Genomic DNA, 25,051 nt, shown 5'->3' on the forward strand with positions numbered 1-25,051 from the left:
GCGTCCTGGCAAGGAAGGCTGTTATTGCCTGTGGGTACCAGCGGTTTGGTTGTCATTGCGTTCGTAGGCGTCAATGATTTTCTGCACCAGTTTGTGGCGCACCACGTCGCGTTTGGAAAAAAACACAAATTCAATGCCGGCGATTTCCGCCAGCAGTTCTTTGGCCTCCACAAGCCCGGAGGCCCGGTTCTTGGGCAGGTCGCTTTGGGTGATGTCTCCGGTGATCACGGCCTTGGAGTTAAACCCGATGCGGGTGAGAAACATCTTCATCTGCTCGGAGGTGGAATTCTGGGCCTCATCTAAGATGATAAAGGCGTCGTTTAAGGTCCGGCCCCGCATAAAGGCCAGGGGGGCCACTTCGATGACCCCTTGTTCGATAAGCCCGCCGGCTTTTTCAAAGGGCATCATGTCATGCAGTGCGTCATATAAGGGTCGCAAATAGGGATTGACCTTTTCGGCCAGGTCTCCGGGCAAAAACCCCAGGGCCTCGCCGGCTTCCACCGCCGGCCGGGTGAGGATGATCCGGCTGACCTTTTTCCTGGCCAGGGCGGCCACGGCCATGGCCATGGCCAGATAGGTTTTCCCCGTTCCTGCCGGGCCGATGCCGAAAACAATGTCGTGATTGCGCACCGCATCAATGTATTCTTTCTGAACCGGGCTTTTGGGGGTGATGGTGCGCCGGCCCGAAGTAATATAAACCGTATCCAGAAAGATTTCTTTTAATTTCACGCTGCAGTCCCGGCACAGCACATTGGCCGCGTAATCCACATCATTGGGATAGACCGGGTATCCCTCCTTTAGCAGGCCGTAGAGCTGGTTTAAAATCTCGCAGGCCAGCTCGGCTGAAACAGAGTCGCCTTCCACGAGCACGCCGTTTCCCCTGGCGTGGATCTTCGCCCCGGAGGATTCTGCGATTCGCTGCAGGTTGGCGTTATGGGTGCCAAACAGGCTCCGGGCCAGGGCCGGGTCTGGAAAGGTTAATTCTGTGCGGGTTTTTTCCTGGTAATTCATCATAAGGTGTCAGGCAGGGCCTTAAACGATTTCGTGTTTGGGTTGTTTTTTTTCTTCCGCTCCTATGCCGTGTATATCACGGAAGATTTATGTTTTGCAATTGCCAAAATAAGGCTTGTCCCATGGCAGAAGGAACTTGACGCCTTTTTTCGCCTCTGTTAGTCAACTAACTGAATCCAGCAGCAATTTTTTTAGGAAAACCAAGGTAATTATCCTGCCGGCCTTGTCAATGTCCGGGGCCTGTATGCAAGGAGTTGCGGATGAATCCGTTTGACATGGTCATTGTTGTGATTCTCAGTTACTGCATCATCCGGGGCGCGTTTCGGGGCGTGATTCGGGAGGTGGCGTCAATTGCCGCGGTGCTCGGCGGGTTTTATGCCGCCTTTATGCACCACGACGCTCTGGCGCCCCTGCTTTCCGGCTGGATCCAGAATATGCACTACCTATATATTACGTCTTTTCTGGTACTGTTTTGCGCGGTTTTCCTGGCGGTCACGCTGGCAGGGGTTCTGATCCGGACATTGCTCAAACTTATGCTGCTCGGGGTTATCGACCGGGTGCTGGGCTCGGTGTTTGGCGCCCTAAAGGCCGTGATCGTGATTTCCCTGCTGTTTTTTCTTCTCATTACGTTTTTGCCCGAAGGCGGGGCGCGTATGGTGCGGGACTCGGTTGTCGCGCCCCACATAAACGCCATTGCCTCCGGCATTGCCCGGGTGATCCCCCAGGAAGCGCGCGAAGCAGTGGACCGCAGGATTCGGGATTTGAAAACCCAATGGGAGAAAAATCAGACCGGCTCATAGCCCGGATTTTAGCCGAAACGCTTGCAATCAGGGACTGCTGCCGCATCAGGGGTGTTTGGCCGGTAGCCGGCATAATAAATCCGGATCAGGGACCGGTGGCTGTTAAATGCAATTTCCGGAAGCCGGTCTTTGTCAAACCAGACGGCATCATCTGCGTCATCACCGGCCCAAGCGGTTCCGGAAAAGCTTCTGACCAGAAAGCCGATCATCAGGATGGCTTTGTAGAACCGGCTCTCGTTTGTGAGCACACCCAGGAGCATGTCGATTTTCCCGCAAATACCGGTTTCCTCGCGCAGTTCCCGCAGGGCTCCTTCCTCCGGGCTCTCCCCGGTTTCCAGAAACCCGCCGGGCAGGCACCACCAGCCGGTTTTGGGCTCTATGTTGCGCTTTACCAACAGAATCCGGTCGTTTTGGTCTGCCACAACAACGCTGGTGGCGGGAACCGGGTTTTCATACATGGGAAGGGCGCATGCGCTGCAGTACTGCCGCATGCGCCCTTCGGTAAATTTTTCTGTGAGCCCCAATCCGCAGTAAGGGCAGAATTTTTTTTCTTTCATGGATCAGTCTTCAAAATTGCCGGCTTCGCCCCGGTCCCGCTCAATTGCTGCGCCGCGTTCCCGGATCCGGCTTTCACTCCAGTTTTCCGGATCTTCCAGGCGCTGTGCCTTGGGCCCCGGGTCGTGGGAGCCGGCTGCAAGGATTTCTTCAACCGCAACGGGCGCGGTGTCCTTGCAGTTTAACACGTTGACCAGCATGTTGTAGACAAACTGCTCCACCCGCTCGGCCATTCGCAGGCGCACTTTTCTGGGCTGGGCCAGCAGCCGGCTTTCAAACGGGAGGTTGAGTTTTTTGAAATCGCCCTTTTTCAGGCCCTTGGATTCAGCATAGGCGGTCATTTCCTTCCACGTGTCTTCAGTGACGCCCTGGCCTTCAACCTTGACGAAGTTGCCGTTGTCATCGAGCTTTGCATTGCCGTAATCGTTGACCTCCAGGCCCCAGGAAATCATCTGCAGGGCGGTGGCCACATTGGCCTTGGTGGTGCGGGTCTGCTCGGCGATTTTTCGCAGCCGGTCCGAGGAGTTTCCGGAAGTGCCGTGCTGGGCGCCCGATACCTTGTACGGGGCAAGGGCTTCGTGGATCCTTGCGGTGAGCTCTATCTGGATGCCTTCAGAGGCCGCCTCGATGCCGTGGGTGGTGCCGTTGTTCAAGGCGATCCAGTCCGGAAATACGTCATGGGCGTTTAGTCCCTGGGTCAAAAACAGGGCTTCCTCGGGGGTGGACAGGCCGGTTTTTCCCTTGATTTCGCCCACTTCGGTTTCATGTCCCGCCCATTTGGGCACATAGGGCCACAGTTGGAGGCTGGAAAGCAGGTTTTCCTCATCCGGCAGATGGGACGCGTCAATGGCAATGGAGGTCATGCCCGCGTCAAACACGCTGGGGATTTCGGTCCTGGCGGCCTCCACGTCTTCGGGGCCCTTGATGCCGTAATGGTCCGCATGCACGGCTACGGGCACGGTGATACCCATTTCATTGCAAAGATTGTCCACTATCCGGGCAATGTTCCAGAAATTCACCCCGCAGTAGTTGCTTTCAGACTTGGCAATCTCGATGATAATGGCGGCATTGGCCCGCTGGGCCGCCATGAGCGCCCCCCGGATGACAAAGTAGTTCCTTCCGTTGGCGGCCATGGCAATGGCTTTGCCCTTTTTGAGCATGGCCCGGTCAATGAACTTGCCGCTGACAATCAGGGCCCTGGAATTGGGAAACAGTTCCACCACGTTGGGCGGCCGTCCGACCTGCAATGCCTGCTCAAAAGCGTCCTGGTAGTTTTTCATTGGTATATCTCCCTTCTTATGGTCGCAAATAGGATTTCCTATGCATCATTATTAACACGAAGCATGCCGGACGCACGCACAAAAAAATTATCCTTCCGAATCCGGGTGTTTGCCGTTTTGACTCTCCTGCCGGATCTGCTCCAGGATTTCAAGAATAGGGCCGTGCTGCGGCTCCGGGGCAAACACTTCCCCCCAGCCCTTCTGCATTTGAAATAAACCGTCATAGGCCGTGTCATGATGAGAGCGCATGCGGTGGGGGATTTGGCGTTCTCTTAGAATCGATTCAAGCAGCTGGGCCTCAAACGGGTTTTCCAGGGCGGTGACATGTTTGTATTCGGCATGTCGGGAGTCTTGGGCGTTCATGACCACTTCCGTTGTATTTCCGTTGAAATCCGGGAGTTGAATATGGTATAAGATTTTTTGCACTGATTTTATTATAAGGGTCCGGTATTTTTGCTGTCAATACATATATTGGATGGGTTCATGGACAAGGTTCTGATTGTCGACGGAGACGAGGCCTTTCTGGAGCAGACAAAAACCGGTCTGGAAAAGGTTCGGCAGTTTGAGGTGCTCACCGCGGCTGACGGCCGTGAGGCCCTTTCACTCCTGTCAAAGCAGCCGGTTTCCGTGCTGGCCACAGATATTGAAACCCCGAGCCTGGATGCCCTGGAACTGCTTTCCTACATGTCCATCAATCACCCCCGGACTCCCTGCATTGTCATGACCGACCGGGGCAAGCCATGGTTTAAAAAGCGCATCAGCCAGCAGTCCTTTCTCTATCACCTGGAAAAGCCGTTCCAGGTGGGATCGCTGGTGTCGGCGATTTTTGTGGGGTTAAACCTGCGCGATGAAGGCGCCGGCGCCCAGGGCATGAACATGGCAACGCTTCTGCCCCTGCTGGAACTGCAGCAGAAAACCTGCCGCATGAAGGTCAAAGCCGCAGGCAAGCGCATGGGGTTTTTGTATTTTGAAAACGGTGAGATCATTGATGCCCATTGCGGGGATCTGTCAGTGCAGGAGGCGGCCGGCCAGATCGCATCCTGGAACCGGATTTCCTTTTCCTTTTCAGACCTGCCCCGCCGCCGCACCCGTAGAAGGGTCAAGACCAAGCTCATGGATTTTGCCGAAGCCACCTGGAGCACCACTGCAAAACCCGCTGATCCCAAACCGGCCTCCGAGGCCTGGGGCCACGGGGAAAAAGCCCGCACTTTTGAAGAGGACTTCGAGGTCATCGAGCTTGTGGAGGAAATCGAGCCGGATCAGCCGGAGCCCGGGGCTGGCGATGAGGCCGAGGTGGCGCAGAATTGCCGGGACGTGGTAAAACAGATTGTCTCCATCCTGAAGCAGTCCGAAGAAACCCGGGATTTTCAGATGATCGCGGTGGTCGACAGCCACCTGGCGTTTCAGGCCCTTCAATACGAGGACGCAAAAAAACCCGACACCCGCGCCCTGACACAAAAGCTGGCCCCGTTTTTCAACACTTCCGCGCCCGCAGCCAAAAGTGCGGGCCTGGGCCCGGTTTCCGGGCTGACCCTTCACGGGGAAAACGGCGTTCTGGTGCTTCAGGAACTGGCTGTGGAGCCCGGCCAGAGCCCGCTGTGGTCCCTGGTGCTGTGCGGTCCCCGGTGCAACTGGTATTTTGTCAAAACCTGTCTGGAATCGCTGATTTAACTTTTGACGGCGCCATAAAAAGTCCAATATCTGCGTTACGCGCAATTTCTCAGAATTTCACGTACGGATAAGTACGCTGCATTCTTCGAAATTGCGCAAGCCTTGATCTTGAACTTTTTATGGCGCCGTCTGAAATCAGACTTTCAAGGAAGTCCAAGGGCGGGGTCGGTTTGTAAGCGACATTGAGCGTTTACGGAAAAATTCAGCAAATGCCGGAGCGAAAAAACTGACCCCGGCCGCAGGGCTTCCTTCCTTTCAGCTCACGGTTACGGCAATAGCGTTTAACACGGCTGTGGCAGACAGGGGATCCACTGCCCCCGGCACAATGCGGTTGGTGTTGACACCCGGATTTGCGGCAGCCACCTGCATCTGCATTGCTTCCATGTCATGGCCCCATCCGTGGGGCAGGCTCACCACCCCTTCCATGACCCGGTCCGTGATTTCCACGAGCGCGTTCACGGTGCCGGCATTTGATGTGATCTGCGCTGTCTGCCCGTCTTTGAGCCTGAGCCGGGCGGCGTCTTCGGGGTTGACCTGCAGGGTGCATGGATTCTTTGCCGACAGGGCGGGGATGTTATGCATCCAGGAATTGTTGGTGCGCAAATGCCGCCGGCCGATCAGGCGCAGGGGCCGGCCCGTGTCTGAACCGGTTTCATCCGGATTTCCCAAGTCAGCCATGGCCTGTTGAATCACGCTGGCCCTGCGGGTGGATTCGTTGATGTAAAGGGCCCGGATTTGCCCGTCTCCCGGGGTTTCCATAGTGAAAATCAAAAGCGGAAAAAGACATGATGGGTTTTATGGCACTGACTTCGCAAAAAGACGTCTTCCCGGTTTTTCGCATGGGCGGGGGGTGGGGGCGGCTTTGTTTGCCTGCGGATCGCTTTGGCCGATTGTCCCGGGGCTTTGGCTGGAATTTCAAAAACTCAGGCTGATCGCCCTCAGACAGTTTGAAATTCCGGGCGCCAAAGCCCCGGGACAATCTTTTGGCCAAACCGCTCCAATGCAGTCAAACAAACCCTCCCCCACCCCTGCCCATGGACAACTCAAAGTAAGCTTGAAAAAATGCATTGTTGGTGGCCTGTCACAAGTGAAGTGCGCCGACACTTGGTTTGCAGGACTAATTTCAGCAGAAGATATACAGTGGTTTCCAGGTTGTGCATTTGCTCAGCGCTGCCAGGCAAGCTCGCGGCCGGGGGCGGTTTGTAAGCGACATTGACCGTTTCCGGGAAAAATTCAGCCAATGCCGGAGCGAGCAAATTTCAAATTGTTTGAGGCCGGCAGGCCGAGTTTTTGAAATTTCCGCGGAGGCATTGGATGAATCCCGGAAACGGTCAGGAGCAAAAAAACCGCCCCCGGCCGCGGGCTTGCCTCCCTATACTTATACTTGCGGAATTCCTGTGTTTTCGGTTGGGTTTGGCCGTCCGACAGCTTCCCCCGCAGGCGTTGCGTTTTGGAAAGGGGCGTATTATGATGGTTGGCGGTTTTTCAGCTTAATTTGCGACCGATTGTGGTGGATGAACATGCGTTTTTTCAGGAACGGAAATCTGCTGATCCTGCTTGCGGTGGTCATGTTTGCGGTCACCGGCGGCAGCCTTGTGGGCCCGATTCTGCCGGAGATGATCAACCTGGAGGGGGCCACGGGCAGAAACGTGGGCCTGGCCCTGAGCGCCTACACCTTTGCCGCCATGGTGGCCACCCCGCTTCTGGGGCCGGTGGCCGACCGATTCGGCAGAAAAAAGGTGATTGTTCCCTCGGTGATGCTGTTTGGGGCGGCCGGGCTGCTGATCACCTTTACCCGGTCATTCTGGGTTGTGCTGGTGTGGCGGGCCCTTCAGGGCATCGCTGTGGGGGGCATGATGAATACCGTGGTGACGGCCATCGGGGATATGTACGAGGAGCCGGATCGGAGCCGGGCCATGGGATACCGGATAACGGTGCAGGGGCTGACAAATGCCACCGTGCCGTTTGTCTCCGGGGCCATTGCCGTGTTTGCCTGGTTTCTGCCCTTCTACATCCACGCTGCAGCCATTGTGCTTGCAATTGTTGCGGGTTTTCGGCTAAAGGAGCCGGGCAGAGGCGCCCGGACCCCGGGATATATGATCAAGGCCCTGGCCGCCATTGCCAACATCCGGGCGGTCTGGCTGTTTTTTTCAAATTTCATGGGATTTGTTCTGCTCTACGGCATTGTGGTCTACATGCCGATTCTTGTGGTGCGCGACTTCGGACTCACCACCCTGCATTCCGGGCTGGCCATATCCGCTGCCGCCGGAGTGTCGGGCCTTGTGGCCTCCCGGGCCGGGACCGTGAGCCGGCATTTTTGCGAGCAAACTCGGGTGATTTGGGGATTTGCCTGCTGCGGGATCAGCCACCTGCTCACGGGCTTTTCCGGAAGTTATCCGCTTCTTCTGGTGTTTATGGGGGTGTGGGGCCTGGGATTCGGGGTCCTGATGCCCACGCTCAACTCCGCTGCCGCCGGTTTGGTGGCAACTGAGCTGCGCGCCGGGGTGCTGTCGGTGTTCACCCTACTGATTTACCTGGGCCAGACCGTATCCCCGCTGTTTCTTGCCCTGTTTGTAACAGATACCGCCGTACGGGGCGCATTTTTTGCCGGAAGCGCAATTGCGGTGATTCCGTTTTTGTTTGCCGTTTATATGCGCATGTTCGGCTCCCTGCCGGCCCGCAGCCCCTAAAGGCGTTTTACGGCACCGGCATGACCGCAAAGATAAATGTGCTCCAGATGCAGTGGGAGATGATCACCGGGGACAGATCCTTGAACCGCCAGTACATAACCCCCCAGAAGGCCCCGGCAACACCGGCTGCGGCCGTGAGCATGAAGTTGCCCGAGCTGATGTGAACGCCCGCGTAGCAAAGGGTTGCCAGCAGCCATCCGCCCGCCCCGCCGAAGCGCACCATGAGCTGGCGCTGCAGATAGCCCCGCCAGTAAATTTCCTCGCAAGGCCCGGTGATAAAAAAAAGAAGAAGGATGATAAGCCATTGGGGCGTGCCCTCGCCCTTGTCGTAAATGGCGCCGATCTGGTCGCCGGCAAAGGGCAGCAGGGCCGTGGAAAGGGTTTTTCCGGCCCAGAAAAGCAGATACAGCAAAGCCGCAGATACCAGGCCGATGGCAATGCTGCGCCAGTTGATGCGAAAATTTATGAGCCGGGCGGGCTGGAGGATAAACGAGAGCACGGCCAGGACAAAAGCGGAAAACGCGATTTTAAACCAGAACACCCCGAACTGCAGGTAAAAGGTCATCCACCACAGCAGGACGGCAATGACCACGGTTGCGGCCACGGGTTTCCAGGCAAAGCGGTACTGATTCATAAAAGGGCCTCGGCAATCAGGGAGATCAGCAGCAGCACGCCAAACACCGTGTCGAGCCGGGCTGTGCGCGCATCTGCGTCCTTGGGGATTTTTTCCGACATGATGCGAAGAATACTGACGGCAATGGGCACGGAGAAAAACACCATTAAAGACCACCACGAGAGAACACCGGCGAGAATCATCACCGGAATGCTGGCGTAGGCTGCGGCAATCAGGGCGGCATACAGGTAAAATCCCTTTTGCGCCCCCAGCACGATGGCGATTGTGCGGATGCGGCGGCTTTTGTCATGGGCGATATCGCGCAGATTGTTGGCCAGCAGCACCAGGGCCACAATGGTGCCAAAGGGGATGCTGATCCACAAGGCATGGGCGCTGAATTGCTGATGCTGGACATAATAGGTGCCCTCCACCATGAGCGGGCCCCACATGAGAAACACCGAAAATTCGCCCAGGGCGATGTACTTGTAGCTCACCGGCGGGGCCGTGTAGGCCAGGCTGGCCAGCACGCCCACAGTACCGATGGCCAGAATCGGCCAGCCCCTTTCGGCGGCCAGCCACAGGCCGATGCCCGCGCCAATGGCAAAAAGCAGAAAGGATGCCGCCAGCACACTTTTGGGCCGCAGCTTTCCCTCCACCAGTGGGTGGGGCCGGTACTGGGCCGTGGCGGCCTCAACCGTGTCCACGCCCTTTTGCACGTCATAATAGTCATTGATCAGGTTTGTGGCGGCATGCAGAAAAACCGCCCCCAGCAGAGTGGCGGCAAAAAGCCCCCAGGAAAAAGGCCCGTCAATGGCCGCCACAGCCCCTCCCACGCCGGTGGAAATGGCGGTCATGATAAACGACCAGGGCCGGCTGGCCAGAAACCAGTTGCGGTAAAGTTCCGTCACTTGCAAAAAACCTGTTATTTGTCGTCAATCCGGCAACATCCGGAAATCCCCGGATTTTTGATAAACAGGAAACATACGCCAAGCACACCCGGGCGTCAAGCGCAAAAAATCCCGAAACCTGAAAGCCTGCTTGCAGCTTCCGTGCTGGAGCCGGGGGAAACTTCCCATCCATAGGGAGTTTCTATGATTGTGAAAAGTTTGATCGAAATTAGCGATTTGACACATAAATAATTTTGATCATAGATATATCTCAAAACTCAGGGAGCCGCACTGCTCCAGTATCTGGGAAATCGGGCAACATGGGCATTTGCGTTGCCTGCTTTGAAAGAGATATTGCCGGGGCCGTGGGTTTTCACAGAGCTGCTTTGGTGCAATACATGCGACCGGAAATCATTGGTTTCGTGCTGGGGTCCCTGGCTGCGGCCCTGGCTTTTAAGGAATTCCGGCCGCGGGGCGGATCAGCGCCCATTGTCCGCGGCCGGACCCAGAAGCTCGCTCCTGCGGCGGGCTGGGTGCTGCCGGCTGTTTTTGCCGCTTTGTTTGTGCTCATGTTGATCTATCCCCGGGCAGAAGGCGCGGAGAAAATCGGGATTTTGTTTTACAGCGTCAAGGGCCCGGGTGCCATGTACGCCCCCCTGGCGGTTTCTGTTATCGCCGGCCTGGTCATTGAGTTTCCCCTGGTTTTTTGATGAATCCGCAAAAACGCTCAGGAGCGAAAAAACTGGCACTGACTGCAAGGCTTTTTCACTGTCAAAATAAGATTCAACATCAGAAAGGAGATTTTTTATGTTCCGCAGGATCACTTTTGTTTTTTGCTGTTTGTGCATGGCCGTTTTCAGCATTCAGCCGGTATGGGCCGGGTCATCTGACTTATCGGCATTTGACGGCTTGTCCGGCAGGTTGACCATTGCCGGCGGCACGGCGCATATCCCGGTGATGAAACAGGCCGCCCGGCAGATCATGGAACACAATCCGGATATCGCCATCACCGTGGCCGGCGGCGGCTCCGGGGTGGGGGTCCAGAAAGTCGGCGCCGGTCTGGTGGATATCGGCAACACCGGCCGGGCCTTAAGCGACGAAGAGCGCGACAAGTTCGGGCTCAAATCCTATGCCTTTGCCGTGGACGGTGTAGGCCTTGCTGTTCACCCGGACAATCCCGTAAACAATTTGAAAAAGAACCAGGTCAAAGCCATTTTTGCAGGCGAGATTGGCTCCTGGAAGCAAGTGGGGGGAGCTGACCGGCAGATCAACCTGTATACCCGGGATGAGGCCAGCGGAACCCGGAGCGTTTTCTGGAAAAAAGCCCTGGACAAGGGTCCGGTGGCCGTGGAGGCCAATGTGATCCAGTCCAATGGGGCCATGAAAGTGGCGATCTCCAGGGACCCTGATGCCATCGGCTATCTCAGCATCGGTCACATGGACGACTCGGTTTCCGGGGTGGCCATCGACGGTGTTTCCCCCACCCGGGAAAAGGCCAAAGACGGGTCTTATCCAGTGGTGCGAAAACTGTACATGAATACAAAGGGCGAGCCCGGCAAGCTGGCCAGGGCGTTTATTGATTATCTGCAGGGTCCCAGGGGCGCGCAAATCGTGTCTGAAAACGGCTTTATTTCCGTCGGGCAATAGAATTTCCATATCATCCGGATCGGGTTTGGCGTGCATTTGTCGGAAATCTTCAGCCGCATCCTGCTTTATGCAGCGGCAATTGTCAGCATGGCCTGCGTGCTCGCGGTGTTTGCCTTTCTGGTGTATTTTGCCTGGCCGGTATTTGCCGGGGGTGAATGGAAGGACCTGCTCAGCTTGAACTGGCGGCCTTTCCAGGGTCACTACGGGATCCTTCCCATGATCCTGGGATCAATGTATCTCACCGTACTGGCCATGCTGGTGGCATGCCCCCTGGCCGCCGGATTGTGCCTGTTTTGCTCCGGGCTCGGACCGGGGCCGGCGGCAGGGGCGGTCAAGGCCCTGGTGCGCTTTATGTCCGGCATCCCCACGGTGGTTTACGGGTTTGTTGCCGCCTTTACCCTGGTGCCGTTTCTGCGCAGTCATTTTTCAGGGAGTGCGGGCTACTGTCTGCTTGCCGCAGGCCTGACCCTGGGTTTTCTCATATTGCCCACCATTGTGCTCATCGGGTTAAGCGCCCTGGAGCGGGTGGATCAGGAGTTGTCTTTGACCTGCAGGGCCCTGGGGCTGTCCAGGGTGCAATCGCTGATCTATGTGATTTTTCCGGCTGCATGGCCCGGGCTTCTGGCTGCGGTGCTGCTTGGTTTTGCCCGGGCGGTGGGAGACACCCTGATTGCCCTGATGCTGGCCGGAAATGCGCCCCAGCTTCCGGATTCCCTGTTTGATTCCATCCGGACCCTCACCGCCCATATTGCCCTGGTAGTGGCCACCGACAGCCAAAGCCAGGCTTACCGCTCGGTTTTTGCGGCCGGATGCCTGCTGTTTTTCATTGCAGCAGCGGTCAATATCACGGTCTTCCGGGTGCAGCAAAAATTCGGGGGGCTTTCGCGTGACGGGTAAAGACAGGCTGATCTCCTTTTTTGCCTGGAGCTGTGCCCTGGTGACAACAGCAGCGGTCTGCAGTCTGCTGGGCTTTGTCGCCTGGCAGGGCGGGGCTGTGCTCGGCCCTGCGCTGTTTTTCGGAGATGCACCGGCATGGGCGGCCATTTCCGGTCAGGTACCGGTGTGGGACGGAATATGGCCGGCATGCGTGGGAACGCTTGTTCTGGTTCTGCTGGCCGCATCCCTGGCCCTTCCCTTTGGCCTGGGCTGCGGATTGTATCTGGCGGTTCTGGCAAAGGGGCGGAAAAAGGAGTTCTGCAGCCTTTGCATCAATCAGCTGGCCGGTACACCGTCCATTGTCATGGGCCTTTTCGGGTTTGCCATGATTCTTTTTCTGCGCCGGACCTTTCTGCCCGGGGCCAATACCTGTCTTTTGCTTGCAGGGGTTTGCCTGGCGGTTTTGATTCTGCCGTATATCGTGCGGGCCACCCAGAATGCCGTGGAATCCATTCCCCTGACCCAGCGGCTCATCGGCCCTTCTTTGGGCCTGACCCTGTGGCAGAACATGGTCCATTGTATCCTGCCCCAGGCTTCCAGGGGGATTTTGGGAGGTGTGATTCTGGCCGTGGGCCGGGCGGCCGAGGATACAGCCGTGATTCTTTTAACCGGTGTTGTGGCCAATGCCGGACTTCCCCGGGGAGTGCTGGGGCCTTTTGAGGCCCTACCGTTTACCATTTATTATCTGGCGGCTGAATACCGGAGCCAGTCTGAACTGCAGACCGGCTTTGGCGCCTGTCTGGTGCTTTTGGCCCTGACCGCTTCGCTTTTTGTGTCTGCACGATGGATTCAGCAGAAAATCGAAAAAACATGGTCTTAAAAACAAAAAAGCCGTTTCTTGAGACAAAGGACCTGACTGTCGGCTTTGGCCGGCAGGTGGTGCTCGACCGGGTCAGCCTGGCCGCGGATGCCGGGGGAATCGTCTGTCTGCTGGGTCGTTCAGGTTCCGGAAAAACCACGTTTCTGCGCACATTAAACCGGCTCAACGATGAAATGGGCGCTGTCACCAAAGGATCGGTGAATCTTTTTATAGACGGCAGGTGGTGTGATATTCTCGCACCCCGCACCGACCTGCTCAATCTCCGGCGCAAGGTGGGCATGGTGTTTCAGACGCCCAACCTGATGCCGGTCTCCATTGCCAAAAACATCCTTGTGCCCCTCGGGCTTACCTCCGGGCTGAGTAAACAGCAGTGCCGTGCCCGGATGCACAAGGTGCTGGAGCAAACCCGGCTTTGGCAGGAGGTCAGCCACCGGCTCGATGATCCGGCCCTTTCCCTGTCCGGCGGCCAGCAGCAGCGTCTTTGCCTGGCCCGCTGCCTGGCCCTGGAGCCGCAGCTCCTGCTTTTGGATGAACCCACGGCATCTCTGGATTTCAGAGCCGGCCGACGTATCGAGGATCTGCTGATCCCCCTGGCCAAATCCTATCCCATGCTGGTGGTCTCCCACAGCCCGGCTCAAGCAGAGCGCCTGGCGCAAGCCGCCTTTGTTTTTGAATCCGGGAAAGTCGCGCATAAACTTGAGAAAGCAAGCATTCACCGGCATCTGCTCGAAGAATGCATCACCGGCTCTGAGCAATGAGCCTGGCCGGTGAGATTGTCCTGCCTGTCGATGCCCGGTCTTTCTGCCGCCGGGAAAGAGGCCGTTGTATCGAAAGTTTCCATAACAGACGTTTGTATCATAGAAATTAACAATTTGAATCCATGAAAATATCTATGCTAAGGCATGAGCTCTCATCAAGCAGGTTTTAAGCAGGCAATTGGCGGAAACCAAAAGTTAAAAAGGTTCATAAGGGAGGTAGATATGAGCAACGATTACCGCCCCATGTGGAAAGAGCTGGGTTTGGATCTGGACGCGCACGACGCGCTGCTAAATGTTTTAAACCAGGGCTACGGCGATATTTACCTGGCCCAGGAAAACCGGCCCCAAACCATGGGATATTTTGATTTTGTCATGAGCGAGGTCCATGGCCTGCGCATCCGGGAGCTTCTGGATGAAAAGGACCAGGGCCGGAAAATCGTGGGCTCATACTGTGTGTTTGTGCCCGAGGAAATCGTGCTGGCTGCGGACGCCACCCTGGTGGGCCTGTGCTCGGGTGCGGATTTTGCCCTTGAGGAAGTGGAAAACTGGCTTCCCAGAAATACCTGCGCGCTGATCAAATCGTCTTTCGGGTTTAAGCTGGGAAAGGTGTGCCCCTACCTGGAATGCGCGGATATGATTGTTGGCGAAAACACCTGCGACGGCAAGAAAAAGGCCTATGAAACCTTTGCAAACCTGTTGGAAAACCTCTATGTCATGGATCTGCCCCAGGTCAAGTCAGATGCCGGAAAGGCGCTTTTGGCCGCTGAATTTGACCGGTTCCGGCAGGCCATGGAACATCTCACCGGAAAACCGATCACGGCCCAATCCCTGAAATATGGAATTGAAACCGTCAATGCCAAGCGCGCGGCCCTGCATCGCCTTTATACCCTGCGGCATGCCGATCCCGCCCCCATATCAGGCCTGGATGCCCTGCTGGCCAATCAGGTCTCGTTTTACGACAACCCGGCCCGGTTTACCGAATCCGTGCACAAGATCTGCGATGAACTGGAAAGCCGGATTGCGGAAAAAAAGGGGGTGTTTCCGGAAAAAACACCGCGGATCCTGGTCTCGGGCTGTCCCCAGGCCGTGCCCAACTGGAAGCTGCACCATATTGTGGAGACTTCCGGCGCGGTGATCGTGGGGGAGGAATCCTGCGTGGGCGAGCGCGGCACCCGCAACCTGACCGATGATACGGGCGAGGCCCTGGAGGAAATGATGGAAGCCGTCGTGGACCGGTATTTTCAAATCGACTGCGCCATTTTTACCCCCAACGCCGACCGGCTGGATCATATCCGGCAGATGGCCGCCGATTACAAAGCCGATGCTGTGATCCACTACAGCCTTCAGTCCTGCCAGCCCTATCTCATGGAATCCTTGCCTGTGGAAAATACCCTGAAGAACCAAGGCCTTCCGGCCCTGCGCATAGAAACCGACTACAGCATGCAGGACGCCGGCCAGCTCAAAACCCGCATCGAGGCATTTATCGAGCAGTTGAGATAAGATGCCCTGTGTCAATATTTACAAGGACCTTCATCCGGCCTATCAGTTGGGGCGCTGCGGCTGGAGCCCCAGGCTGCCCTTAAGTATTCTGACCGACTTTGAAGAGTTTGTCGTATATGCCTGACGGGCAAAGCCAGTAAAAACCGACAATGTCTGCCATTTCCGCATTTATGGTTTTGGCTTCACTCACCGGTCACAGCTTCTTTTTGGCAGCAGTGTACCGGTGAAACAGCTAGATGCCAAGCCCATGAGGGCCGGATCAGATTCCCCGGCCTTTCTCAGGTAGTCCCGGACATAATAGGGCAGGGCTAAACTGAAAAGGTAGCGGTTAAAATCGGATTCAACTTTGTGTCCGGATATGTCCCAGGCTTCGGCAGCGCGCCTGAACTGCTCGAATTCAGAGGTTTCAGTTGCCCTGGCCAGAAAAAAAAGCATTTCCTGTTCAGTGGGCTTCCGGGTTGCATTCCTGCGCTTTTCCATAAGGTGAAGCCCGATCAGAAGCCCGGCCATTGCCACGGCTGCTATTAAAAAGTCAAGGTTCATTGCATTTTATTTCTTTTTTTGCTTGTCCGGTCTTTCAACCTGCAATCAAATCTAAAATAGGAGCTTGAACCGGGCGCGTCAAGAGACAGGAGAGCAGCGGTTTTTCAACGACCGGATCGGTATCGTTGAAGAACTGGACGCAAGCGGCATCAAGGCGGGATTTGCCGGACAGAACCCCTCGGTTTGGGTGGAACCGCGTACCTGGGAAAACAGGCGCTATACTTTGAACAAGGAAACACCTGAAATTTGCTGCGGCTTTTTTCCGGGTTTTCAGGGTGATTCAGGACTTTTTGTTTGCGACATTGTTGGTTTCCAACGGGGTCGGGGCGTGCAATAAGGCGATGAAATCTGTATAGGAACGTGTCTGGACAATATTGTCAAGCATGGCCGGGTCCCGGAACAGCCGGCTTAGTTCAGATGTGATGGCAAGCTGCTCATCAGGGGCATCAACGGGCGTGAGGACAAGAAAAATGACATGGGCAATTTTGCCGTCAGGCGCATCAAAGTCAATGCCGAGACGCGATATGCCCATCACGACCATGGATTTTTTCAACTTCTCAATCCGTGCGTGGGGAAGCGCAACGCCTTTGCCGATACCGGTGCTCATCACATTTTCTCTTTCCCAGACAGCATCCCCCAGTGCCTGTGGATCCAAACCGGCGACATTTCCGGCTGCATCGGCCATTTCATAGATTACTTCCCGGCGGGAGGCAGACCTGAGCTCCGGCAGAAAAAGTTTCGGGGATAAAAGATCGAGCAGGCGTAATTTTTTCTCCGGACGAAGGATCAGGCGCATGCCCGGGCCGCTTAGCATTGATGTGACAATGGCCATTATAACCAGGGCCACAAACAGCTGTTCGCGAATAACACCGGCTTCCAGGGCGATGATGCCGACAATGATGCCCATTGCACCCACTGAAACCATGGCAAAGCCCACAACCCAGGATTCCCGGAACGACATTTTTCCCCACCAGGCCCCGGTTGTGCCGCCAGCCAGTTTGCCCACAAAGGTAACCACCAGTATCGCCAAAACCAGCCGAAGATCGAAGTGGGCTGCAAAATTGACCTTCAGGCCGATGCTTGCAAAAAAAACAGGGGCGAAAATAAATGAAATAAAATCACCGATAATTACCCGGCTGCGTTCGCGCAGGTGGGAGGAATCACCGATGGCCACACCCATGATAAAGGCGCCCAGAATTGCATGGATGCCGATCCATTCGGTGAAAGCGGCACCCAGAAGACCCAGGACCAGGGCAAAACTGAGTTCACCGGCCGGCCACCGGGTATAGGCCTGGATAAACGGCAGTATCCTGTGAATCAGCCAGCGGCCAACCGTCAGCATCGCCGCAATAAAAACCAGCGTCAGGATAATGGTGAGCATGACAGGCGTGTGGTTTCCTGACGCTTCGCCCATAAGCCCCAGTATTATGGCAAAAATGATCCAGCCGACAATATCGTTGAAAATGGCCGCGCTGATGACCACCATGCCCAGATCGCTGCGGTAAAGATCCATGTCTATGAGGGTTTTGGCGATAATGGGCAGGGCTGAAATGGACATGGCAATGGCCAGAAACAGGGCAAATATCATGGCGTCAGCATCCGCGTGGCGGCCCAGGGCCTCGGGAATGATCAACGCCGCGGTCAGTACAATAAAAAACGGGACGGCAATACTGGCCAGACCGACCGTAAAACCGGTTTTCCCCTGTTTCCAGACTGTAGACAGATCCACTTCCATTCCTGCGACCAGCAAAAACAGCCCGATGGCCAAAGTGGCGATGGTCTCCAGTGCAATGGCGTTGGGGCCCTGCAGCGGAAAAAGAAACTCACTTGCCCCGGGAGCGATGTTGCCCAGAATCGTGGGCCCGAGGATAACACCGGCAATGAGTTCTCCCAGAATCGACGGCTGATGGAGCCGCTGGGCGATTTCTCCCAGAATGCGCGCCGTGCCCAAAAGGATTCCCAGGGAGAAAAACAGCACCATGATTTGATGGGGGTTGAGGGTCTCCATATGGTTTTTTCGCTCAGAATCTTTTTAGGCTGAAAACCGGGGGGGTTTTCAATCGCATTGGCGAACAGCTTCCTTAACCTCTGGAATGGATGTCGGAACAACGCTGACGGTTGTAATGCCGCAATTGAGTATTTTTGGGAGGGTTTCCTCCCGGCCGGCCAGTTCTCCGCAAATCGACAGGGGCATCCGGGGTGCATCACGGCAGGCGATGTCAAGCAGCCGGAAAAGGACATCATGGGTATCATCAAAATAGGCCTCAACCGCTCCGTTTTCCCTGTCGGCGGCAAAGGTGTACTGGGTCAGATCGTTGGTGCCAAAACTCAAGAAATCCGAATGCTTGCTTATCTCAGAAGCAGACAGGGCTGCTGCCGGTGTTTCAATCATGGCACCTATCTTTGGCATGGGGCCGGCCTTTGTCTGTGATGCCGCCTTTTGCAGATAATCTTTTACCTTTTGCATATCAGAAGGCAGTGTGACCATGGGCACCAGCACATGGATGTCAAAAATCCGGTTCAATTGAAGAAACACCTCCATCTGAGTCAGCAGCAGTTCCGGATATTCCAGAAGAAAGCGGATGCCGCGCCGGCCCAGGGAAGGGTTGGACTCCCGCTGCTTTTTTTTAAACGGAAACGGCTTGTCAGCACCGATATCCAGCAGTCGGACAAATATCGGCAATTGCCCGGCGTCAAAAAGTGTTTCCCGGATTTCTTTAAAAAGGCGGTCAGAATCCGGCAGTCCCTGACGAGCCATGTATATGTTTTCAAGCCGGTATAGCCCTATGCCGTCAGCCCCGTTTTTTATGGCTTCCCTTACATCTTCTTTCTGCCCCACATTGGCAAAAACGGATACGGGTTTTCCGCTTCTGGTAATTGCCGGTTTGTGAGAATTCGACAAGGCTTTGGATCTGATCTGATGCCTTTGTTCCTGTTTTTGCCGGAAAAAAATTTTTTCCTTTTTTTTCGGATTGATAATGACCATGCCTTCATCTGCATCCACCAGCGCCGGCTTTCCGGATGGAACTTTATTTGTTGCGTCCTGAATGCCTGAAACGCATGGAAGACCCATTTCGCGTGCAAATAAAGCGGCGTGGGAAGCTTTTCCGCCGACTTCAAGAACCACGGCCGATGCCTTGCGGCCGGTTAGAAATATCGTATCCGAGGGCATCAAACGGTCGGTTACCAGCACGGCGCCATGAGGCAGATTTTCCTTAAGTTCGTGAGCCCCGACACCGGCGAGAGCTAAAACAAGCCGCTGGGCCAGATCATGAATGTCGTCTGCTTTTTCTCTGGCAATTTCTGCCTCCATTGCGCTGAAACGCCGTTCCCAGCGGCCGAATACAATGCTGACAGCACTGCCGGCGCTGAGCTGTTCTTGCCTGATTTTTTTCTTTATCTCTTCCTTCAGGCCCTTATCGCTGACCATCGCCATATGCGCATGGAAAATATTCGAAAGATCTTTATCAATTTCTTCGGCTACCTGCCCGGCAACATTTTCCAGATCCCGAAGGACTTCGGCAACAGCGAGTTCAAAACGTCTCACCTCGGCTTCAGTCTCAGATATTTTTATATCCTGGATTTCATTTAAACGCCACAAATTCCTTTGATAAACAAAAGTCCTCCCCTGACCCAGGCCGGGGGAAATGGTCTTGCCGAAAAATTTCTGGTTTGGTTCTTCATCGCGCATTTTTGAACTTACCTTATCAAGTATATGCAATTCAGATATACAGGCGCCGGCCAGAGCAGAGCCTGCCTCTGGCCGGCGCCGTTTCGCAATATTTAGCAAGACGAATGCAAGCTTTATTCCATCGGCAAAGATAAAGATTGATTTACAAGATGCCGGACTTGCGTGTTGTTCCCGGGCTCAACAAAACAGGAAAGATCTGAAGCAAAATGGATTAGTTGTGTCAGAAGCAGAATATAACCATTGTCTGCCGGCCAAGCCTGTGCTTTTTTTGTGATAGGGCAACACATGTGTCAGCTTGTCTGTCACAGGAACGGCGCCGGAAATGTTCCGAAGCCTTATTCCGGTTACGTTGAAAAGATTTTAAATATCGGTGGATTCTGCTTATAGATGCCCTGCTGCTATATTTTGGCACAATACATGATAGTTTTAGGTTAGAAAGCGACAGAGCAGAAGGTCGCTAAAACATAAACAGGCGGGTGACCCACAACGAATCCGGTTTCAGGGTGATCCGCCTTTTTTTGTGCAGGGTTAAAAAAGGCATTTTGCTGGCGGCTTTCGGTTCCACGCATCCGGAAGCGGAATCGGCGTTTGAAAACATCGAGCAAATGACAAAGCAGGCGTTTCCAGATACCCATGTTCGTCGGGCATACACTTCCGGAGTTGTTCGCAAAGCCCTGGACAAAAAGGGTCAGCACCATGACTCCGTACCCATGGCCCTTGCCCGCATGGCTGATGAAGGATTTACCCACGTGGATACCATTGCCGGAGCGGAATTTCACAGGCTCAGATCAGTGGTCGAGGGTTTCGACAGCATGGACGGCGTTTTCAAACGTGTACGCCTGGGCTCTCCGCTTCTGGCAACGCCCGGGGAAATGAAGCGCGTCCGGGATGTGCTGCTCAAAAGCCTGCCTGAAGGAAGAAAATCCGATGAAGCCGTCATCTGGGTGGGCCATGAAACGTATCATCCGTCCAATGCCTTTTACCCGGCCCTGGCCTACGAGCTCCAACAAAAGGATGAAAATGTTTTTGTTGCCACGCTGGGATGCCTGGGCGGCTCCCCCCGATTTGAAGATGTCAGGGAGGAGATCCTTGAAAAGAAAATTGACAAGGCATATGTCGCTCCGTTCATGTCCGTGGCAGGTACCCATGCCGTAAGGGATATCGCAGGCATCAGAGACCATGAAAGCGGAAACGCGCATGATCACGATAACGGGCATGATCACGGCCACGACCACCATCACCATCACAAAGATCCCTGGACAAAAAGGCTTTCCCGGGCAGGCATCGAGACCGAAATGGTGCTGAAGGGAACCGGTGAATACGACAAAATCGTCCAAATCTGGCTCAACCGGCTGGAAAAAGCCATGGAGGGATTGAATTAGGCCGTTTTCCTATTGGTCTGGGGATAATTTTTTCAGGAGGGATTATGCAAACATGGAAGCCATGGCCCGGCAGATGCGCACTGCTCATTGGAGATGAGCACAAGCCTGGGGACAAGACATCAGCTGGTGGGCGGGGTCGAGTTTGCGCGGGAGGAAACAGATTCTTCACTCCACCCGGGCGGGGGCAGTCAGGTGATCATCGGCAATCCATCTCTGGACCCGGAAGACTCCTACAATGCCGATGCAGGGATCAAGACCGGGTTTAACTGTTTTACGGGTGATGTGAATGTGCATTACAATCAGGTTCATAGGCGCCGGGTTGCGCATGTCTTCCTGTGGACCGGTGCGGGACCTGGGCCTGACCTTGCGAGTGGAAAACCATCTGGACAAATACTACCGATCCCATTTGCGAAAAGACGACCGGGACTATATACCGGAATCGGGCCGCAACGTGATGACTTCAATAAAGTTTTCTTTTTGACCCGGAGGCGTGCGGATCTGAAGGCCGGACAAGCCCGCCCACGGTCGGCACCGCGCAACCGGTTTCAGAGGTTGCTTTGGCCGCCATGAACAGGGTCCGTTCAGACGGGACGCCGGCCAGAGGCAGGCTCTGCCCTGGCCGGCGCATTGTTTCCAATCCTGGTGTAAAGATCAGGTGTCATTTTTAATTGATTTTGGAAAGCAAGTCTTTGTCTTCTTTTACATGATAGGCAATGCCGCGGTAGGTTTTTTCATCAAGGTCCTGATCCTCAATGGCTTCGACCATCTTTTCCACAGCCTCTTTTCTCAAATCCTCGTAATCGGAATTTTCGGCATCGCGGATTTTTTCGGCGTAATCCGCACGGATTTCCGAGACTTCGTTGGCCGCCGCAACAAAAGCTTCAATGTCTTGGCCTTTTATGTCTTCGGCGGACATTTCCGTGTTTTTGTCAATTTCGTTTTCGTAGACATCATCAGGGCTGCTGCCGGCAAAGGCCGGGCCATAGCCCACAGTGAGCGTCATGGCTGTAAAAAGAACCAGAATTGCCATAGATTTAAAGCCTTTCATGCTGTACCTCCTTTGCTTGTTTGTTAAAATGCAATCCGTACATGGAAAAAATCGTTTCCGGATTGTTAAAAACATAAAAGCAAGCTTTATGCCATCACCAAAGTTGATGGTGCCGTAAAAAGTCCAATATCTGCGTTACGCGCAATTTCTCAGAATTTCACGTACGGATAAGTACGCTGCATTCTTCGAAATTTCGCAAGCCTTGATCTTGAACTTTTTACGGCACCATCTGAAATCAGACTTTTTACGGTGCCATCAAAGTTAAAGGTTGATTGACAGGTGCCGGTTTTGTGTGCTGTTATTGTGTGCAACCAAACAGGAGGGCCCTGGAGCAACAAGCAGGATTAGCCTCAGAAAAAACACACAACCAGTGCGTGGGGGAAATGTTCACCTTTTTTTCTGTAACACAACAAAACATGTGTCAACTTGTCAGTCACAGAAGATCCCCGGGCATATTCCGAAACCCTGTCCCTGTCACTTTGAACCTTTGATAAATATCAAAAGGTTATCTTCACACATGCCCTGCGTTTATATTTTGGCACAATACATGCTATTCAGATTAAAAAGCGACAAAAAAGAAAGTCGCTAAAATATAACAGGCGGATCACCCCCGCGAATCCGGTTCCGGGGGAATCCGCTTTTTTTTGGAATTGTTATGGCAAAACAGGGCCTTGCCGGCCAGGCCGGAAGCATTGGCGCAATGTGTAAAAAAGATCCGGAGCAAAAAAAACCGCCCATGCCCCGCGGGTCGCTCTCCTTCCGGACTTGCTGTCCAGAAATATGGCAGGACCCGGGGGCATAAGCGTGTTGTCATGAAGCGCAGGTTTTTGTATGGTGGCAGAAATCGGTCGATTTTTTTTGATTTTTTCAGGGGGCGCTTCAATGGTTGAATGGAAAGACAAGGCCGCGCACCTGGCCTCAAAATACATCAACGGCACCGGCTGCCATGTTTTTTTGACCGGCCGGGCCGGCACGGGCAAGACCACGTTTTTGCATGACATCCGCAAACGCACCCACAAAAACACCATTGTGGCCGCGCCCACGGGCATTGCCGCCATCAACGCCGAAGGCGTGACCCTCCATTCCCTGTTCCAGCTGCCCTTTGGCGCGTTTATACCCACGGACCGGCCGCCCGGGGATGCCGCTCCGGACTTTGAGCTCAACACGCCCCAGTCTTTGCGCCAAAATCTCAAAATGCACACCACCAAGCGCAACATGCTCAGGAAACTCGAACTGCTGATCATCGACGAGGTCAGCATGCTGCGCGCCGATCTGCTCGACGCCATTGACGCGGTGCTGCGGATGGTCCGAAGGCGGCGCGACGAGGTCTTTGGCGGGGTGCAGGTCCTTTTTATCGGCGATCTGCAGCAGCTGCCGCCGGTGGTCAAAAAAAACGAATGGCAGGTGTTAAACGAATTTTATGCAACCCCGTTTTTTTTCGGAGCCCGGGCCCTGCAGCAAAGCAATCCCGTTTATATCGAGCTTTCCCATATTTACCGGCAAAGCGACGAGACCTTTATTTCCGTTTTAAACCACCTGCGCGACGGCCGGCTAACGGATGGCGACATCGAATGCCTCAACCGCTGCTGCCGGCCCGGATTTGCGCCTGAAGCCGATGAAGGCTACGTGTTTCTGACCACCCACAACCGCAAGGCAGACCGGATCAACCAGGCCGAGCTGGAAAAGCTGCCCGGAAAACCGTTTGAATACAGCGCCCGGGTCAAGGGCACATTCGATACCCGCACCTATCCGGTCGAACCGGTGCTGGCGCTGAAAAAAGGCGCCCAGGTCATGTTTATCAAAAATGATCCCACAGGAGAGCAGCGGTTTTTTAACGGCCGGATCGGCACGGTTGAAGAACTGGACGCAAGCGGCATCAAGGTGGGCTTTGCCGGCCAGAGCCCAGCGGTATGGGTGGAGCCGCATACCTGGGAGAACAAGCGCTATGCCCTGAACAAGGAAACAAATGAAATTGCCGAAAAAACCGTGGGCACATTTGTCCACTTTCCCCTGAAGCTGGCCTGGGCCATTACCATTCACAAAAGCCAGGGCCTGACCTTTGACCGGGCGGTCATTGACGTGGACGGGGCCTTTGCCGCCGGCCAGGTCTACGTGGCCTTATCCCGGCTCACCTCCCTGGAGGGCCTTGTGCTGACCAGCCCTTTCCGGTTCCGGGAAATGGACCGGGACCCGGCCCTGGATGCATTTGTCCGGCAGAAAAAAGAACCCGAAGACCTGGAGCAATACCTGCACCCGGCGTGCCTGGATTATCTGGCCCGCACCGTCAGAGATGCCTTTGATTTTTCCGGCCTGGTGCGGGAAATGGATTTTCATGTGCGCACCTACACCAAGGATGCAGCCCATTCCAAAAAACAGGCGCACCTGGACTGGGCCCGGTCGCTGCAGGCGGATCTGGGGCCGGTCCGGGAGGTGGGCGGCAAGTTTTTAAGACAGCTGGACCGGATACTGGCAGACGATGGTGCCGATGGCGGCCTGGATTATCTCAGTCAGCGGGTGGAGGCTGCCAAAGGATATTTTGAGCCGGTTTTCACCGGGTTCTGCGACCGCATCCGCGGCCACCTGGCCGAACTCAAGGCCCAAAAAACCGGGCTGAAAAAATATATCACGGAAATCGAGACCGTGGATCAGCTATTTTCTGGCCAGATGCAGAAAATTGAAAAAGCAGCCGCCTTAATCGATACCTTTGGCGGCGGAAAGGAGCTCACAAGAGCCGATCTGCCCGGGACCGGCCCGGAAAAAACAGAGGCCGGCCCGGGATCCAAGGCGGCTGCAGCCAGAAAAGAAAAAGGAAAAAAAATCTCCACGAAAAAAACCGGCACCAAAACTGCAAGTCTGCAGCTTTTCAACCAGGGAAAAACCATCGAGGAAATCGCCCAAGAACGCTCGTTAAACCCCCGCACCATCCAGGGTCACCTGGCCTACTGGATCGAGCAGGGCGAAATTGCGGCCACCGACCTGGTGGCCAAGGAAGATCTCAATGAAATCCTGTCCGCCATCAGGCAGCTGGAAACCCCTTATCTCAAACCCGTGCATGAATTTTTCTCCGGCAGATACGACTATCCCGCCCTCCAGTTTGCCATGGCCTGTTTCCGGCTCCGGACCAATGCGGACTCCGGCGGAAATTGATTCCGGCGGGATGGTTCAATCACAATATTCTCCTTCACCATGTTGATGCGCCTGTAAAAAGACCGGCTGTGT

25 protein-coding genes are annotated in these 25,051 nt (G+C 54.9%); 13 read left to right on the forward strand and 12 right to left on the reverse strand.

Going from position 1 to position 25,051, the window contains the following annotated elements:
* Positions 1-21: 21 nt before the first annotated feature.
* Positions 22-1,014 carry a PhoH family protein gene (locus tag R6U41_RS12040; protein ID WP_410270079.1) on the reverse strand — a complete coding sequence of 331 codons (993 nt, stop codon included), beginning with the start codon at positions 1,012-1,014 and terminating at the stop codon, positions 22-24.
* 257 nt (positions 1,015-1,271) lie between these two features.
* On the opposite strand from R6U41_RS12040, the gene R6U41_RS12045 reads away from it, so the two are divergent.
* Complete coding sequence (locus R6U41_RS12045) at positions 1,272-1,811, forward strand: CvpA family protein (RefSeq protein ID WP_410270080.1); 540 nt, start codon at positions 1,272-1,274, stop codon at positions 1,809-1,811.
* Positions 1,812-1,819: 8 nt separating this feature from the next.
* On the opposite strand, the gene R6U41_RS12050 is transcribed toward R6U41_RS12045, so the two are convergent.
* The 3 genes from R6U41_RS12050 to R6U41_RS12060 form a co-directional block, all read right to left on the reverse strand.
* A complete protein-coding gene (locus R6U41_RS12050; protein WP_410270081.1) occupies positions 1,820-2,368 on the reverse strand; it encodes an NUDIX hydrolase in 549 nt (182 codons plus the stop codon).
* A gap of 3 nt (positions 2,369-2,371) precedes the next feature.
* A complete protein-coding gene (locus tag R6U41_RS12055) occupies positions 2,372-3,646 on the reverse strand; it encodes a class II fructose-bisphosphate aldolase (RefSeq protein WP_410270082.1) in 1,275 nt (424 codons plus the stop codon).
* Positions 3,647-3,733: 87 nt separating this feature from the next.
* Positions 3,734-4,009 carry a hypothetical protein gene (locus R6U41_RS12060; RefSeq protein ID WP_410270083.1) on the reverse strand — a complete coding sequence of 92 codons (276 nt, stop codon included), beginning with the start codon at positions 4,007-4,009 and terminating at the stop codon, positions 3,734-3,736.
* 120 nt (positions 4,010-4,129) lie between these two features.
* Between R6U41_RS12060 and R6U41_RS12065 the strand changes: the two genes are divergently transcribed.
* Positions 4,130-5,317, forward strand: coding sequence for a response regulator (locus R6U41_RS12065; protein WP_410270084.1), 1,188 nt, complete (start codon positions 4,130-4,132; stop codon positions 5,315-5,317).
* A gap of 255 nt (positions 5,318-5,572) precedes the next feature.
* Here R6U41_RS12065 and R6U41_RS12070 read toward each other — a convergent pair whose 3' ends face one another.
* Positions 5,573-6,076, reverse strand: coding sequence for a molybdopterin dinucleotide binding domain-containing protein (locus R6U41_RS12070; protein WP_410270085.1), 504 nt, complete (start codon positions 6,074-6,076; stop codon positions 5,573-5,575).
* A gap of 1 nt (position 6,077) precedes the next feature.
* Here R6U41_RS12070 and R6U41_RS12075 point away from each other — a divergent pair, with 1 nt between their 5' ends.
* Together R6U41_RS12075 and R6U41_RS12080 are read left to right on the forward strand one after the other, a co-directional pair.
* Positions 6,078-6,533, forward strand: coding sequence for a hypothetical protein (locus R6U41_RS12075; protein ID WP_410270086.1), 456 nt, complete (start codon positions 6,078-6,080; stop codon positions 6,531-6,533).
* A 304-nt stretch (positions 6,534-6,837) separates the two neighbouring features.
* A complete protein-coding gene (locus tag R6U41_RS12080) occupies positions 6,838-8,007 on the forward strand; it encodes an MFS transporter (protein WP_410270087.1) in 1,170 nt (389 codons plus the stop codon).
* Positions 8,008-8,014: 7 nt separating this feature from the next.
* Here the strand turns inward: R6U41_RS12080 and R6U41_RS12085 are convergent, their stop codons facing one another.
* Together R6U41_RS12085 and menA are read right to left on the reverse strand one after the other, a co-directional pair.
* The gene (locus R6U41_RS12085) at positions 8,015-8,641 is read right to left on the reverse strand and encodes a CPBP family intramembrane glutamic endopeptidase (protein ID WP_410270088.1); all 627 of its coding nucleotides are present in this window, start codon (positions 8,639-8,641) and stop codon (positions 8,015-8,017) included.
* Positions 8,638-9,528 carry a 1,4-dihydroxy-2-naphthoate octaprenyltransferase gene (menA, locus tag R6U41_RS12090; protein WP_410270089.1) on the reverse strand — a complete coding sequence of 297 codons (891 nt, stop codon included), beginning with the start codon at positions 9,526-9,528 and terminating at the stop codon, positions 8,638-8,640. The genes R6U41_RS12085 and menA overlap by 4 nt, the downstream gene beginning before the upstream one ends.
* A 299-nt stretch (positions 9,529-9,827) precedes the next feature.
* Here menA and R6U41_RS12095 point away from each other — a divergent pair, with 299 nt between their 5' ends.
* From R6U41_RS12095 to R6U41_RS12120, 6 genes are all read left to right on the forward strand, one after another.
* A complete protein-coding gene (locus tag R6U41_RS12095; RefSeq protein ID WP_410270090.1) occupies positions 9,828-10,217 on the forward strand; it encodes a hypothetical protein in 390 nt (129 codons plus the stop codon).
* Positions 10,218-10,314: 97 nt separating this feature from the next.
* The gene (locus tag R6U41_RS12100) at positions 10,315-11,154 is read left to right on the forward strand and encodes a phosphate ABC transporter substrate-binding protein (RefSeq protein ID WP_410270091.1); all 840 of its coding nucleotides are present in this window, start codon (positions 10,315-10,317) and stop codon (positions 11,152-11,154) included.
* A 30-nt stretch (positions 11,155-11,184) separates the two neighbouring features.
* Positions 11,185-12,051: a PstC family ABC transporter permease gene (locus R6U41_RS12105; RefSeq protein ID WP_410270092.1), complete on the forward strand. Its 867-nt coding sequence runs from the start codon at positions 11,185-11,187 to the stop codon at positions 12,049-12,051.
* Positions 12,041-12,910, forward strand: a complete 870-nt coding sequence (locus R6U41_RS12110) for a PstA family ABC transporter permease (protein ID WP_410270093.1) — start codon at positions 12,041-12,043, stop codon at positions 12,908-12,910. The genes R6U41_RS12105 and R6U41_RS12110 overlap by 11 nt, the downstream gene beginning before the upstream one ends.
* Positions 12,901-13,668 (forward strand): phosphate ABC transporter ATP-binding protein, encoded by a 768-nt coding sequence (locus R6U41_RS12115; RefSeq protein WP_410270094.1) that lies wholly within the window; start codon positions 12,901-12,903, stop codon positions 13,666-13,668. The genes R6U41_RS12110 and R6U41_RS12115 overlap by 10 nt, the downstream gene beginning before the upstream one ends.
* A 222-nt stretch (positions 13,669-13,890) precedes the next feature.
* A complete protein-coding gene (locus tag R6U41_RS12120; protein WP_410270095.1) occupies positions 13,891-15,168 on the forward strand; it encodes a double-cubane-cluster-containing anaerobic reductase in 1,278 nt (425 codons plus the stop codon).
* A 186-nt stretch (positions 15,169-15,354) separates the two neighbouring features.
* Here R6U41_RS12120 and R6U41_RS12125 read toward each other — a convergent pair whose 3' ends face one another.
* The 3 genes from R6U41_RS12125 to ptsP form a co-directional block, all read right to left on the reverse strand.
* Positions 15,355-15,711: a hypothetical protein gene (locus tag R6U41_RS12125; RefSeq protein WP_410270096.1), complete on the reverse strand. Its 357-nt coding sequence runs from the start codon at positions 15,709-15,711 to the stop codon at positions 15,355-15,357.
* A 280-nt stretch (positions 15,712-15,991) separates the two neighbouring features.
* A complete protein-coding gene (locus tag R6U41_RS12130; protein WP_410270097.1) occupies positions 15,992-17,719 on the reverse strand; it encodes a cation:proton antiporter in 1,728 nt (575 codons plus the stop codon).
* A gap of 48 nt (positions 17,720-17,767) precedes the next feature.
* Complete coding sequence (ptsP, locus tag R6U41_RS12135) at positions 17,768-19,402, reverse strand: phosphoenolpyruvate--protein phosphotransferase (RefSeq protein WP_410270098.1); 1,635 nt, start codon at positions 19,400-19,402, stop codon at positions 17,768-17,770.
* A gap of 476 nt (positions 19,403-19,878) precedes the next feature.
* On the opposite strand from ptsP, the gene R6U41_RS12140 reads away from it, so the two are divergent.
* Positions 19,879-20,784, forward strand: coding sequence for a sirohydrochlorin cobaltochelatase (locus tag R6U41_RS12140; RefSeq protein ID WP_410270099.1), 906 nt, complete (start codon positions 19,879-19,881; stop codon positions 20,782-20,784).
* 165 nt (positions 20,785-20,949) lie between these two features.
* Here R6U41_RS12140 and R6U41_RS12145 read toward each other — a convergent pair whose 3' ends face one another.
* A complete protein-coding gene (locus R6U41_RS12145) occupies positions 20,950-21,111 on the reverse strand; it encodes a hypothetical protein (protein ID WP_410270100.1) in 162 nt (53 codons plus the stop codon).
* On the opposite strand from R6U41_RS12145, the gene R6U41_RS12150 reads away from it, so the two are divergent.
* Positions 21,110-21,265, forward strand: coding sequence for a hypothetical protein (locus tag R6U41_RS12150; protein ID WP_410270101.1), 156 nt, complete (start codon positions 21,110-21,112; stop codon positions 21,263-21,265). The two genes, R6U41_RS12145 and R6U41_RS12150, sit on opposite strands and share 2 nt — an antisense overlap.
* A 183-nt stretch (positions 21,266-21,448) precedes the next feature.
* Here R6U41_RS12150 and R6U41_RS12155 read toward each other — a convergent pair whose 3' ends face one another.
* On the reverse strand, positions 21,449-21,832 hold the full coding sequence (locus tag R6U41_RS12155) for a DUF4168 domain-containing protein (RefSeq protein ID WP_410270102.1): 384 nt from the start codon (positions 21,830-21,832) through the stop codon (positions 21,449-21,451).
* 882 nt (positions 21,833-22,714) lie between these two features.
* Here R6U41_RS12155 and R6U41_RS12160 point away from each other — a divergent pair.
* Complete coding sequence (locus tag R6U41_RS12160; RefSeq protein ID WP_410270103.1) at positions 22,715-24,979, forward strand: helix-turn-helix domain-containing protein; 2,265 nt, start codon at positions 22,715-22,717, stop codon at positions 24,977-24,979.
* The last annotated feature ends 72 nt before the right edge of the window (positions 24,980-25,051 follow it).

The organism is Desulfosalsimonas sp. (assembly GCF_046483245.1).
In the GTDB taxonomy this organism is placed as follows: Bacteria; Desulfobacterota; Desulfobacteria; order Desulfobacterales; family Desulfosalsimonadaceae; genus Desulfosalsimonas.